The organism is Streptomyces sp. NPDC058231, assembly GCF_042882275.1.
Classification (GTDB): Bacteria; Actinomycetota; Actinomycetes; order Streptomycetales; family Streptomycetaceae; genus Streptomyces.
The window spans coordinates 29,682-42,944 of record NZ_JBHVWN010000064.1; the positions used below are offsets into that span (position 1 = coordinate 29,682).

11 protein-coding genes are annotated in these 13,263 nt (G+C 70.5%); 4 read left to right on the forward strand and 7 right to left on the reverse strand.

Going from position 1 to position 13,263, the window contains the following annotated elements:
- Positions 1 to 168 precede the first annotated feature (168 nt).
- From glpK to ACFVXE_RS30680, 4 genes are all read right to left on the reverse strand, one after another.
- Positions 169 to 1,686: a glycerol kinase GlpK gene (gene glpK / locus ACFVXE_RS30665; protein WP_389676068.1), complete on the reverse strand. Its 1,518-nt coding sequence runs from the start codon at positions 1,684 to 1,686 to the stop codon at positions 169 to 171.
- 65 nt (positions 1,687 to 1,751) lie between these two features.
- A complete protein-coding gene (locus tag ACFVXE_RS30670) occupies positions 1,752 to 2,513 on the reverse strand; it encodes an MIP/aquaporin family protein (RefSeq protein ID WP_389676070.1) in 762 nt (253 codons plus the stop codon).
- 408 nt (positions 2,514 to 2,921) lie between these two features.
- Positions 2,922 to 3,269: an Mpo1-like protein gene (locus tag ACFVXE_RS30675; protein ID WP_389676072.1), complete on the reverse strand. Its 348-nt coding sequence runs from the start codon at positions 3,267 to 3,269 to the stop codon at positions 2,922 to 2,924.
- Positions 3,270 to 3,396: 127 nt separating this feature from the next.
- On the reverse strand, positions 3,397 to 4,203 hold the full coding sequence (locus ACFVXE_RS30680; protein WP_389676073.1) for a M15 family metallopeptidase: 807 nt from the start codon (positions 4,201 to 4,203) through the stop codon (positions 3,397 to 3,399).
- Positions 4,204 to 4,308: 105 nt separating this feature from the next.
- On the opposite strand from ACFVXE_RS30680, the gene ACFVXE_RS30685 reads away from it, so the two are divergent.
- Positions 4,309 to 4,818 (forward strand): NUDIX domain-containing protein, encoded by a 510-nt coding sequence (locus ACFVXE_RS30685; protein WP_389676075.1) that lies wholly within the window; start codon positions 4,309 to 4,311, stop codon positions 4,816 to 4,818.
- A gap of 6 nt (positions 4,819 to 4,824) precedes the next feature.
- Here the strand turns inward: ACFVXE_RS30685 and ACFVXE_RS30690 are convergent, their stop codons facing one another.
- On the reverse strand, positions 4,825 to 7,179 hold the full coding sequence (locus ACFVXE_RS30690) for a glycoside hydrolase family 31 protein (RefSeq protein ID WP_389676077.1): 2,355 nt from the start codon (positions 7,177 to 7,179) through the stop codon (positions 4,825 to 4,827).
- Between the two features lie 223 nt (positions 7,180 to 7,402).
- On the opposite strand from ACFVXE_RS30690, the gene ACFVXE_RS30695 reads away from it, so the two are divergent.
- Complete coding sequence (locus ACFVXE_RS30695) at positions 7,403 to 9,379, forward strand: acetoacetate--CoA ligase (RefSeq protein WP_389676078.1); 1,977 nt, start codon at positions 7,403 to 7,405, stop codon at positions 9,377 to 9,379.
- Between the two features lie 67 nt (positions 9,380 to 9,446).
- Positions 9,447 to 10,376, forward strand: coding sequence for a hypothetical protein (locus ACFVXE_RS30700; protein WP_389676085.1), 930 nt, complete (start codon positions 9,447 to 9,449; stop codon positions 10,374 to 10,376).
- Between the two features lie 64 nt (positions 10,377 to 10,440).
- Here the strand turns inward: ACFVXE_RS30700 and ptsP are convergent, their stop codons facing one another.
- Together ptsP and ACFVXE_RS30710 are read right to left on the reverse strand one after the other, a co-directional pair.
- Positions 10,441 to 12,111, reverse strand: coding sequence for a phosphoenolpyruvate--protein phosphotransferase (gene ptsP / locus ACFVXE_RS30705; protein WP_389676079.1), 1,671 nt, complete (start codon positions 12,109 to 12,111; stop codon positions 10,441 to 10,443).
- 91 nt (positions 12,112 to 12,202) lie between these two features.
- Positions 12,203 to 12,652: a PTS glucose transporter subunit IIA gene (locus ACFVXE_RS30710; RefSeq protein ID WP_389676081.1), complete on the reverse strand. Its 450-nt coding sequence runs from the start codon at positions 12,650 to 12,652 to the stop codon at positions 12,203 to 12,205.
- A 395-nt stretch (positions 12,653 to 13,047) separates the two neighbouring features.
- Between ACFVXE_RS30710 and ACFVXE_RS30715 the strand changes: the two genes are divergently transcribed.
- Positions 13,048 to 13,263 (forward strand): hypothetical protein (locus ACFVXE_RS30715; protein WP_389676083.1); only part of this gene is annotated, 216 nt, incomplete at its 3' end.

The window sequence follows — 13,263 nt, forward strand, 5'->3', positions numbered from 1 at the left end:
CTCCCGGCGCCCGCGTCTTTTTTTAAAACCCCCCCGTCCCGGCCCCCCCCCCCCCCCGGTGGCAGCCCCGGCGCGCGCCCCCCCCCCCCCCCGCGGGGGGGGGGGCCCCCGCGTCATGGGGCCGGCCCGGGACGGGTCGGCGCGCAGCGGGGCCGCGTGGACGGGCGCCTACCGCCTGCCGCCGTCCTCTTCCTCCCAGTCCAGGCTCCGCTCCACCGCCTTGCGCCAGTTGTCGTACTCACGCTCACGGATCTCCGGCTCCATGTGCGGTTCCCACTCCACATCGCGCTGCCAGTGCGTCCTCAGTTCGTCGAGCCCCGACCACACCCCGGTCGCCAGCCCCGCCGCGTACGCCGCCCCCAGACACGTCGTCTCGGAGATCTTCGGCCGGATCACGGGCACCCCCAGCACGTCCGCCTGATGCTGCATGAGGAGCCGGTTCGCCGTCATCCCGCCGTCCACCTTCAGCGTCGTGATCGGCACCCCGGAGTCCTGGTACATGGCATCGACGACCTCGCGTGTCTGCCAGCTGGTCGCCTCCAGAACGGCCCGGGCCAGGTGCGCCTTGGTGACGTAGCGGGTGAGCCCGGTGATGACACCGCGGGCGTCGGAGCGCCAGTAGGGGGCGAACAGCCCGGAGAACGCGGGCACGATGTAAGCGCCCCCGTTGTCGTCGACGCTCGCCGCCAGGGTCTCGATCTCCTCGGCGCTCCGGATGATCCCGAGCTGGTCCCGGAACCACTGGACCAGGGCTCCGGTGATGGCGATCGACCCCTCCAGACAGTAGACGGGGGCCTGGTCGCCGATCTTGTAGCCGAGCGTGGTGATCAGTCCGCTTTTCGACGGCACGGGCCTGTTCCCGGTGTTGAGGAGCAGGAAACTGCCGGTGCCGTACGTGTTCTTGGCGGTGCCCGGTTCGTAGCAGGCCTGCCCGAACACCGCCGCCTGCTGGTCGCCGAGGGCGGAGGCCACCGGTACCCCGGCGAGCTCGCCGACCGCGGTTCCGTACACCTCCGCCGACGACCGGATCTCCGGGAGCACCGCCTCCGGGACACGCATCGCCGCCAGGATCGACGGATCCCACTCCAGCGTCTCCAGGTTCATCAGCATCGTGCGCGACGCGTTGGTCACATCGGTGACGTGGACGCCGCCGTCCGTACCGCCGGTGAGATTCCAGATCAGCCAGGAGTCGATGGTGCCGAAGGCGATCTCGCCCCGCTCGGCCCGGCTCCGGAGCCCCGGCACGTTGTCGAGCAGCCAGGCGGCCTTCGGTCCGGAGAAATAGCTGGCCAGCGGAAGCCCTGTGATGTCGCGGAAGCGGTCCTGCCCGTCCTCGCCGCCGAGCTCGTGGCAGAGCCCGGCCGTACGGGTGTCCTGCCAGACGACCGCGTTGTGTACGGGCTGCCCGGTGGCCCGGTCCCACAGCACGGTCGTCTCGCGCTGGTTGGTGATGCCGAGCGCACTGAGCTGCTCCGCCCGCAGGCCGGCCGAGCGGAGCGCACCCGCCACCACGGCCTGGACCTTGGACCAGATCTCGGCGGCGTCGTGCTCCACCCAGCCGGGCTTCGGAAAGATCTGGCGGTGCTCACGCTGGTCGACGGCGACGATCGCGCCGTGCTGGTCGAAGATGATGCAGCGGCTGGACGTGGTGCCCTGATCGATGGCGGCGACAAACCTGTCCGTCATGACATCCCCTCGTCACGAGATCGAGAACCGGAACGGCCGGTGTACCGGCCCCCGGATCCCCGTGGTCAGAAAGCGGCATTGAAGACGATCCCCGCCAGCAGGCCGCCCACCAGGGGGCCAACCACCGGGATCCAGGAGTAACTCCAGTCGGACGTGCCCTTGTTCGGTATCGGAAGCAGCGCGTGCACCAGTCGCGGACCGAGGTCGCGGGCCGGATTGATGGCATACCCGGTGGGTCCGCCGAGGGACAGTCCGATACCCACCACCAGCAGGGCCACCAGCAGGACGGAGATCCCCGAGCCGTAGACCCCGGCTCCCGCTCCCGCCACCGGCCCGATTCCGATCCCGGCGTTCTTCCCGAAGGCCAGGACCGGCAGCACCAGCCCGGCCGTCGCGATGACCTCGGTGACCAGGTTGGCCGCCGGATTGCGGATCTCCGGGGCGGTGGCGAAGATCCCCAGCGTCGGCACGGTCGTCCGCTCGTCCGCGTTGGCCCCGAACTGCGCGTAGTAGGTGAGCCAGGCCAGCAGCGCACCGATGACCGCGCCGACCAGCTGTCCCAGGATGTAGAGCGGTACCTTGTCCCACTTCCCGGTGTCGACGGCGATGCCGACCGTGACCGCCGGATTGAGGTGCCCGCCGGACAGCGGGGCGGCGGTGTAGGCGCCGGCCAGCACACCGAAGCCCCACCCGAAGGCGATCACCACCCATCCCGCGGCCTTCGCCTTCGAATGGTGGAGGGTGACGGCGGCGCACACGCCCGTGCCGAACAGGATGAGGATCGCGGTTCCGATGACTTCTCCGACGAAAATGTCTCCATTGCTCATGGCGCTCCTAGGGGTTGTCCGGCGGGTCTCGCCGGTCGCTTCCATGGCTGCGGAGGCCGGGTCGGGGACAGTTCGTCGCCCCGTCCGGCGGTCCGTGACGAGCGTGGTGACCGCGCCGGACCGCCGTGGAGCGTGAGTGGCGGCCCCGACTGAGCAAGGAGTGTTCACTGATGCTGATGAGCCGTCAAGAACATCGACAGCAAACCCAGTTCATCGCGCACCGGTCCGAGTGCCCGATGTTCCCGGCAGGTTCGGTGGACCGCGGCGACAGCCGAACCGGGACCGGACGGCCGACCCGGGTGCCGGAGGTTCCCCTCGGCGGACCACCGGTCCGTCGCGGGCCCGCGCGTGCGCGGGAAGCACTTCTCCCGGTACCGGATCCCGCCGGGGCCCGGACGTGTGCCGCGGTCAGCGGTGATCGGCGAGCCATTTCGCGGCCGTCTCGGCAAGCTCCGCGTCGCGGCCCGCCAGCATCATCCGGATCATCTGCACGTCTCCGCGCAGGGACCATGCGGGGTGCCCGAAAGTGGCCGGATTGTTCTTCTCGATGAAGAAATGTGCCGGCCAGGCGGTCCCGTACCCGATCAGGGGCAGCGCCGCCGCATACCGCTTCCGGCCACGGGCCAGACCGTAGGCGGTCACCGCGAGGCCGGTCAGGGTCCCCGTCAGATGGACCCACCGGGTCGCGGCCCTGGAGTGCATCGCCACGTAGTAGGGCCAGAACTCTTCGTACGACTGGAACGTCTGCTGTGACATACGGGCACCGTAATGGCTGGGAGCGCAACCGGATACGGGCGGTCCGCGTCCGTGAGGGAGAGCGGGTGGCCGGAACCCACGGGGGTGGTCCCGGCCACTCGTCGTCCATGCCGTCCCGCCGCCGGATTCAGTGTCCCGCGACGGACCTCCGGGCCACCGGGAAGTCGAAGTAGGTGTCCGGGAACAGCTCCGGCTTGAAGGTGTAGTGCCACCATTCCTCGGCCAGATTCACGAAGCCGGCATCGGTGAGCGTCCGCTTCAGGAACTGGCGGTTCTCGCGCTGCACACCCTGGATCCGCGGATCATCGGTGTGCGACAGCGTGTCGAAGCAGTCGAATCCGGTACCCATGTCCACCGAGTTGTCCGGAAAGCGCTCCTGCTGGGGCGCGTAACAGGGCACCAGCCGGTCGCCGGGCCGGTACGGCCTGGTCGGCGCGGCGGGCAGCCTCACCACCGTCAGGTCCACCGTGCTGCCGCGGCTGTGGCCGGACTTCTCCGCGATGTAGCCGTCCGCGAACAGCCGCGTCTTGTCGACCTGTGGGTAGAACTCGCCCTTCATCGTCTCGTCGTCGAGGTCCTTGGCCCACCGCACGAAGTGGTCGACCGCCCGCTGGGGCCGGTAGCAGTCGTAGACCTTCAGCGAATACCCCTGGCGCAGCAGTCGCGTCTGCGCCCGGTGCAGGGCCTGGGCCGCGGGCCGGGTCAGGATGCAGAGTGACTGCCGGTACCCGTCGACCGGTTCGCCCATGAAATTGTGCCCGGTGGGGTAGCGCATCTCCTGGATGATCGTGGGGTCCACCGAACGGAGCGCGACGAACTCCCCTGGCGCCTTGGGCTCGGCCTTCGCCTGCGCCGCGGGGGTGGCCGCCGTGACGGCGAGGAGGGTGGCGGCCGTGGCTGCCAGGACTCGGAAAACGGAAGCAATTCCTGTCATGGACTCATCATCCATGACGTGCGGGAGTTCCGGGAGGACGATCGGATACAGTCCGCGCGTGTCCACGCCGGACGACGCGCCGGCCGAGAGAGGCAGGAGCACCCGATGAAGGACTCCCACTGCGGCAACTGCGGCACGCCGTACGCCCGGCCGGGATCCGCCGGCACCTGGCCGCGCACCTGTACGGCCTGCGGCGACACCGCCTACCGCAACCCCCTGCCGGTCGCAGTCGCCCTGCTGCCCGTCACCGACCGGCAGGGGACCGCACTCGTCGTCATCACCCGCACCATCGAACCCCGGCGAGGCGGCGTCGCCCTGCCCGGCGGATTCATCGACCACGCCGAGGACTGGCGGCACGCGGTCGTACGTGAACTCCGCGAGGAGACCGGCATCGAGGCCGACCAGGAGGAGGTCCGCCTCGCCGACGCCCTCAGCTCACCCGACGGCCACCTGCTCCTCTTCGGCCTGCTGCCGCACCGCCCGGCCGCCGGGCTCCCGCCCTCCGTACCCACCGACGAGACCGAGGGCTACCGCCTCCTCCGCCGCCCTGCCGAGCTGGCCTTCCCCCTGCACACCCGGGCCGTCCGCGCCTGGTTCGAAGGCCGCTACCGCTGACAGGCATCACACCCCGCGCACCCGCACCGGAGAGTCCACCTCACCGTCTCCGCCGTCCAGTTCCACCACGACCTCCCCGCCCGCCAGCCGCGTCGTGTACCGCTCGACCTCCGCCGTCGCCCAGCCGTCGCCCGCGTCGCGGATCACCACTCCGCCCCCGGTGCGCCCGGGGGCCGGAGCCCACACCTCCAGCGCCAGCCCGCCGTCCGCTCCCCGCACCGGAATCACCGAACCCGCCCGCGCCAGCACCGGCACCCGGGACAACGGCGCCTCGACCAGTACCTGACCCGGCCCCTCGTACACCGCTCCGGTCGCCGTGTCGTACCACCGCCCCCTCGGCAGCCGGACCGTCCGCTGTTCCGTGCCGCGGTGCAGCACCGGTGCCACCAGCAGCGCGTCGCCCAGCAAGAACGCGTCCTCGCAGTCGCGCAGCGCCCGGTCCCCGGGCGCCCCCCACCAGAGCGGCCGCACATAAGGCGCACCCGTCATCCGGGCCAACTGGGCCAGCGTCACGAAGTACGGACGCAGCCGCTCCCGCTCCTCCAGCACCGCCCGCGCGTCCCGCAGCACCTGCGGCCCGAACTCCCAGGGCTCCCGGCGCCCCGCGTCGATCGCCGCATGCGTGCGGAACAACGGCAGATAGGCGCCCAGCTGGAACCACCGCAGATACAGCTCCGGAGACGGCGACCCGTCGAAACCCCCAACGTCAGGGCCCGAATACGGCACCCCGCACAGGCCGAGCCCGAGCACCAGCGACAGCGAGGCCCGAAGGCCCGGCCAGCCCGTCGTGACATCGCCGGACCAGGTGCCCCCGTACCGCTGCATCCCGGCCCAGCCGGAACGCGAGAAGAGGAACGGCCGCTCGTCCGGAAGCAGCCGGCGGAGTCCCTCGTAACCGGCCCGCGCCATCGCCATCCCGTACACGTTGTGTGCCTCGCGGTGATCGCCCCCGGCGCCCTCCAGACAGTGCCGCGCCGACCGCGGCAGCGTCGGCTCACCGAATGCCGTGAACGCCACGGGCTCATTCATGTCGTGCCACACACCGGAGAACCCCTGCGCCATGCGTTCCGCGTACAGTCCGCCCCACCACTCCCGCACCCGCGGATCGGTGAAGTCCGGATAGACGCACTCCCCGGGCCACACCTCCCCGCGCACCACCCGCCCCCGCGCGTCCCGTACGAACGCCCCGGCGCTCCCGACCACCGAACCGGCGTCGAAGACCGCGTTCCCCGGCTCCGCCTTCACCGCCGGATCCACGATCGACACCAGCCTGACCCCGTCCTCCTCCCGCAACTCCTTCGCCAGTCCCGGCAGATCGGGGAACCTGGCGCGGTCGACGGTGAACACCTGATGCCCGTCGTAATGATCGATGTCCAGATGCAGTACCGACAGCGGCAGCCCCCGCTCCCGGTACCCGGCGACCACCCGCCGCACCTCCTGTTCGCTCCCGAACCCCCACCTGGCGTGCTGGGGACCCAGCGCCCAGGACGGCGGCAGCGCCGGCGCACCCGTCAGCGCCGTCCAGCCCTGCAGCACCCGGGCCGGCGTACCCGTCACCACCCAGCAGCGCAGCGGCCCCCCGTCCATCCGCACCTCGCACGTCGCCGGACGGTCATGGCCGGACCCCGCTCCCTCCTCGCCCTCGCGCAGCGTCACCCGCCCGGCCCAGGTGTTGTCGTGGAACGCCAGATGCGTCCCCGCGTCCGAGACCACCACCTGCACCGGCATCGTCAGATACAGCGGATCGTCACCAGGCCCGAATCGGCCACCCGGGTCGGTGTTCCACAGGGCGTACGAACCGTCCCGCAGCCGAGGCCCCGCCGCCCGCCCGCCCAGCCCGAAGAACCTGGCGTCCGCCGGGAGCTCCGACCGCTGCACCCACCTGGCGGGACCACCAGCCACCGGCTCCCACCAGCGCGGCGGCAGCTCCCGCCGGAGCACCACACCACCGGGCGTGCGCAACTCCACCGCCCCGTGCCGCGACACGACCACCGTCAGCCGCTCCGAAACCACCTGCCAGCCGCCGTCCTTGTCCGGCTCCAGCACGGCACGCTGATCCGGCTCCGGCGCCGGACCGGCCAGCCCGTACGACGGCAGCGGCTCCGCACCGTCCCACGCCCAGAACACCGCACCACCCGCCGCGACCCGGATGCGCAGCTCCGAACGGGCGAATCTGACCACACCTCCACCGGGCCCGGGCTCCGCCCCCACCAGCAGACCGGGCACCCTGGCACGCTCCTGGCCACGGGGCGGCAGCGCCCGCGCATCCGTACGCTGCCGCCGCCAGGCCGAGCGCACCGTGCGCATCCCCTGCACCGAACCCACCATCTTCACCGAGCGCACCAGGTCACGACCGTTCATGCAGCTCACCCTGCCACCCGACGAGGTGTCGGCGGGCTCCGTTCAACTTCCGTTCACCCGTGGCCGGACCACATAGCGGGACAAGCAACCATGGGTAGGAGCCCCTGGTGCGTAGGACGATCACATGGCATCGTCCGTGAATGCCGCCTCACGCGCACACCCCAGCACGTGTGCGCGCGAACCACGCCCACCCCGCGTACCCGTACAGCCAGGGAGCCGCCCCATGACCTCAGCAGTGAACGAAGCACCCCTCTGGCAGCCCGACCCCGAGCGCATCGCCGCCGCGGCGGTCACCCGCTTCCAGAGCTGGGCGGCGGAACGGTACGGAGCGCCGGCCGAGGGCGGCTATCCGGCGCTGCACCGCTGGTCCGTCGACGAGCTCGACACCTTCTGGCAGGCCGTCGCCGACTGGTTCGACGTCCGGTTCTCCACCCCGTACGAGACCGTCATCGGCGACCGCACCATGCCCGGCGCCCAGTGGTTCCCCGGTGCCACCCTCAACTACGCGGAACACGCGCTGCGCACCGCCGACGACCCCCTCCGCGCCGACGCCCCGGCATTGCTCCACGTCGACGAGACCCACACCCAGTCCGCCGTCAGCTGGTCCGAACTCCGCCGTCAGGTCGGCTCCCTCGCCGCCGAACTCCGCGCCCTCGGGGTCCGCCCCGGCGACCGTGTCAGCGGCTACCTCCCCAACATCCCGCAGTCGGTCGTCGCCCTCCTCGCCACCGCGGCCGTCGGCGGCGTCTGGACGTCCTGCGCCCCGGACTTCGGCGCCCGCAGCGTCCTCGACCGGTTCCAGCAGGTCGAACCCGTCGTCCTCTTCACGGTCGATGGCTACCGCTACGGCGGCAAGGAACACGACCGCGCCGACACGGTCGCCGAACTGCGCCGCGAACTGCCCACGCTGCGCGCCGTCGTCCACATTCCGCTGCTGGGCACCGCCGCCCCCGAGGGCACTCTCGAATGGTCCGCGCTGACCTCCGCGGACACCGAACCCGTCTTCGAGCAGGTTCCCTTCGGCCATCCGCTGTGGGTGCTGTACTCCTCCGGCACCACCGGACTCCCCAAGGCGATCGTCCAGTCCCAGGGCGGCATCCTCCTCGAACACTTCAAGCAGCTCGGACTGCACTGCGACCTCGGCCCCGACGACCGCTTCTTCTGGTACACCTCCACCGGCTGGATGATGTGGAACTTCCTCGTCTCCGGCCTGCTCACCGGGACCACCGTCGTGCTGTACGACGGAAGCCCGGGCCACCCGGACATCAGCGCCCAGTGGCGCGTCGCCGAACAGACCGGTGCCACCCTCTTCGGCACATCCGCCGCCTATGTCATGGCCTGCCGCAAGGCCGGCGTCCACCCGGGTCGCGACTTCGACCTCTCGCGCATCCAGTGCGTGGCCACCACCGGTTCACCGCTGCCGCCCGACGGCTTCCGCTGGCTCCACGACGAGGTGGCCGAGAATCTCTGGATCGCCTCCGTCAGCGGCGGCACGGACGTCTGCAGCTGTTTCGCGGGCGCGGTCCCGACCCTGCCCGTGCACGTCGGCGAACTCCAGGCACCCTGTCTCGGTACGGACCTCCAGTCCTGGGACCCGGCAGGCAAACCGCTCATCGGCGAGGTCGGCGAGCTGGTCGTCACCAACCCGCTGCCCTCCATGCCGATCCACTTCTGGAACGACCCGGACGGCAGCCGCTACCGGGACAGCTATTTCGAGATGTACCCCGGCGTCTGGCGCCACGGCGACTGGATCACCCTCACCGAGCACGGCTCGGTCGTCATCCACGGCCGCTCGGACTCCACCCTCAACCGCCAAGGGGTACGGATGGGGTCCGCCGACATCTACGAGGCGGTGGAACGGCTCCCCGAGATCCGCGAATCCCTGGTCATCGGCATCGAGGAGCCCGACGGCGGTTACTGGATGCCGCTCTTCGTCCACCTCGCCGACGGCGCCACCCTCGACGACGCCCTCCGCGACAGCATCAGGCAGACCATCCGCGAGAACCTCTCGCCCCGCCATGTCCCGGACGAGATCATCGAAGTTCCCGGCATCCCGCACACCCTCACCGGCAAGCGCATCGAGGTTCCGGTCAAACGCCTCCTCCAGGGAACGGAGCTGGCCAAGGCCGTCAACCCGGGCTCGATCGACAATCTGGAACTGCTCCACTTCTACGCGGAGCTGGCCCGCACACGTCGCTGAGCGGTCACATTGTCAGTGGCCATGATTACTCTGAGTGAGCAATGTTCGACAGCACACCGGGGGAGTCATGGCGCACACCAAGAGCACCGGCAACACCGTCAGGGGCAACGCCCACCGGCGGTCCGGAGCATCCATGCGACGCACGCTGCGCCGCGAAGCACCGAGCACCATCGGCCTCCTGGCCGACGAACAGGACTTCGCGGCCATGCGGCGGTACCGCACCTTCACCTTCGACGACCACACCGTCTATCTGCAGCAGGTCGAGGGCCTGCTCAAAAATCTCGCGGCCCAGGGCATGCACACCACCGTCGCCCTCTTCGACCCCGAGGAGTACGCGGAGTTCTGCGCCGTATCCGGCCTCGCCCCCGACTCCCCGGCGAGCCGCTCCCGTTTCACGGCGGAAGTCGCCTCGACCGGAGCCACCGTCGGGTACACCGGACAACCCATCGACACGCTGGTCCCGCTGCTCGTCTCCCGAGCGGTCCGGCAGGCCACCTGGGAGTACGCCACGGTCCTCCTCGCCGACCTCGGCGAATGCACCGAATGCGGCCAGGACATCGGCCGCGCCGCCTTCGACCGGGCCTCCCACCTCCTGATGCGCACCCTCGAAACGGCGGGTCCCGGCAGCCACCACCTCGTCTGCAGCACCCCCACGGAGAACGAACAGCTGCTCGCCGTCCTCCGCACCGAGAGCGGCACATCGGGCCCGGCCCGGCTGGAACCGGGGGAAGGCGCTGAATTCGTCACCGTGCTGGCGGTCGGCGTCGCCCTCGAAAGCCAGGGCGGACTCGTACTCCGTACGAGCAACCAGGGCGCTCCGGACCGGGTCCACGGCTGGCGACTGAACCGGGGCAGCCTCGTCCCCCTCACCGCCGGCGAGGTCTTCAGCGCCTACTGCACCGATGCGGACACGGGTGACCCGGTTTCCCCGGAACCGGGCGTCGAGTACTGCCCGGGCTTCGACATCGGCGCCGACGAACTGCATCCGCACCACTGACACGCCGAAGGGGCTTCCCGCCGTCCGCGGCGGGAAGCCCCTTCACACAACCGGTTCCGGGGGCCTACTCGCCCGACAGCACCGCCTGGGCCGCGAGCCGCGCCTCGTCGGCGGAGTCCGTGGCTCGCGCGGCGGCAGCAGCACGCCGGCACTGCGCCAGCGTGTACTTCGCGAGTGTGGTCCGTACGTAGGGAATGGACGCGGCACCCATCGACAGCGAGGTGACACCCAGACCCGTCAGCACACAGGCCAGCAGCGGATCGGCGGCAGCCTCACCGCAGACACCACAGCTCTTGCCCTCGGCGTTTGCCGCGTCGGCCGACAACGCCACGAGATCCAGCAGCGCGGGCTGCCACGGATCCTGCAGCCGGGACACCGCACCCACCTGGCGGTCGGCGGCGAAGGTGTACTGAGCCAGGTCATTGGTGCCCAGCGAAAGGAACTCCACCTCCCGCAGGATCGAGCGGGCCCGGAGAGCGGCGGACGGGATCTCCACCATCGCGCCGAACTTCGCCGGCAGCCCGGCCTCGCGGCACGCGTCGGCGAAGGCCTTCGCGTCCGCGCGGTCCGCCACCATCGGGGCCATGACCTCCAGGTGGACCGGGAGCCCCTCGGCCGCCTTCGCCAGCGCGGTCAACTGGGTCCGCAGCACCTCGGGGTGGTCCAGCAGGGTCCGGAGCCCCCGGACACCCAGCGCCGGGTTGGGCTCGTCCCCAGGGGTCAGGAAGTCGAGCGGCTTGTCCGCACCGGCATCCAGCACCCGGACCACGACGCGCCCCTCGGGGAACGCCTCCAGCACCGCCCGGTACGCCGCGACCTGCTTCTCCTCGGACGGCGCCCGCTTGCTGTCGTCCAGGAACAGGAACTCCGTACGGAACAGCCCCACACCCTCGGCACCGGCCTCGACCGCCGCCGGCACGTCAGCGGGGCCGCCCACATTCGCGAGCAGCGGCACCTTGTGGCCGTCGGAAGTGGCACCAGGACCGGTCGACGCGGACAGCGCGGCCTTGCGCGCCGCGGCGGCACTCTCCATCTCGGCACGCTTCTCGTCGCTGGGCTCGACGAAGATCTCACCGGTGCTGCCGTCGACCGCGATCACGGTGCCCTCGGCCAGCTCACCCGCGCCGGGGAGCGCCACCACCGCGGGCACGCCCAGCGCCCGCGCAAGGATCGCGCTGTGGCTGGTCGGCCCGCCTTCCTCGGTGACGAAGCCGAGTACCAGCGTCGGGTCGAGCAGCGCGGTATCGGCAGGGGCGAGATCCCGCGCGATCAGCACGTAGGGCTCATCGCTGTCCGGCACACCCGGCATCGGCACACCGAGCAGCCGCGCCACAATCCGGTTGCGCACGTCGTCGAGGTCGGCGACCCGCCCCGCCAGATACTCCCCGGCAGCGGCCAGCAGAGCCCGGTACGCGGCGAAGGCGTCGTACACCGCACGTTCGGCGCTGCTCCCGACGGCGATACGCCGGTCCACATCGGCCATCAGCTCCGGGTCCTGGGCCATCATGGCCTGGGCCTCGAGCACCGCCTGGGCCTCGCCGCCGGCCAGGTTGCCGCGCGCGACGAGGTCGGCGGCGACGGCATCCACGGCCTGTCGGGCACGACCCTGCTCACGCTCGGCCTCCTCCGCCGGGATCTGCTTGGCGGGCGGTTCGAGAACGGCCGTGCCCATGTGCCGGACCTCGCCGATCGCCACACCGTGGCTCACACCGACGCCTCGCAGCGTTGTGTCCATGTTGCTTGTCTCCGATTTGTGCAGTGATCCCGCGCCACCGCGGTGAATACGGGCGGTGAATACGGACTGGTCGTCGCCGTGACCGGGCGCGTCACTGCCAGTCGAACAGTGCGTCGGCGACCTTCACGTCGCCGTCCTCACGTACCGCGGAGAGCGATTCGGCGGTCGCCTCCAGGGCCACGATCGGGCAGATCGGGGACTTGCCGGCCGCTTCCACGGCAGACGGGTCCCAGCGCACGATGCCCTGCCCGCGCGTGACCGTGTCACCCTTGTTGACGAGCAGCTCGAAGCCCTCCCCGTTGAGCTGAACGGTGTCGATGCCCAGGTGGGTCAGTACCCCGTGGCCCTTGTCGTCCACGACGACGAAGGCGTGAGGATGCAGCGACACAATGATTCCGTCGACCGGCGATACGGCCTCCGACGGCTCACGCACGGGATCGATGGCCGTTCCCGGACCCACCATCGCACCGGAGAAGACCGGGTCGGGTACCGCAGCGAGTCCGATGGCACGCCCGGCAAGAGGGGACGTCACGGTGGTCATAGGGAGCCTCCCGGAATGGAGCTTGGATGGCGCCGCCGCGGCTTGTATGGGGACGCCGTACTGCTCAGCAGCGTAAGTCATGACAAGTCACGGTTCCGCCTGAGTCCAAGGGGTTCGCAGAGCCGGGGCCTCTCGTTCGCTTCGTGCCGGGCTCGCCCGGCCCGGCGCCGCCGTCGGTCGCCGGGGTTCATTCCTTCGCCGCGCGATGCGCGGCACCGGGCCCGGTGCCGCGATCCGGCCCGAGCCGGACAAGGAGCTCACAGTGCACCGCGAGCGATTTGCCTCGCTTACCGGCGGCCTGTACTGTCGTACCCCTGCCTGACCCCGATGCGGCATTGAGCCGGGGGTCGGTAGCGATCTTGAAGTCCAGACTCTCACCCTAATTCGGCATCTGCATGTCCGCAGAAGGCTGGTCAAGGGAACGGAAAAGGCCTGATAGAGTCGGACTCGCCGAAAAGGGAAACGCGAAAGCGGAATACCAAAAGGCACAGCACCAAATTCTCTGCTCCGCAGAGGCCCGCTTCGACCGGGAATCGGACACGAAAGAGTCTGATAGAGTCGGAAACGCAAGACCGAAGGGAAAGCCCGGAGGAAAGCCCGAGAGGGTGAGT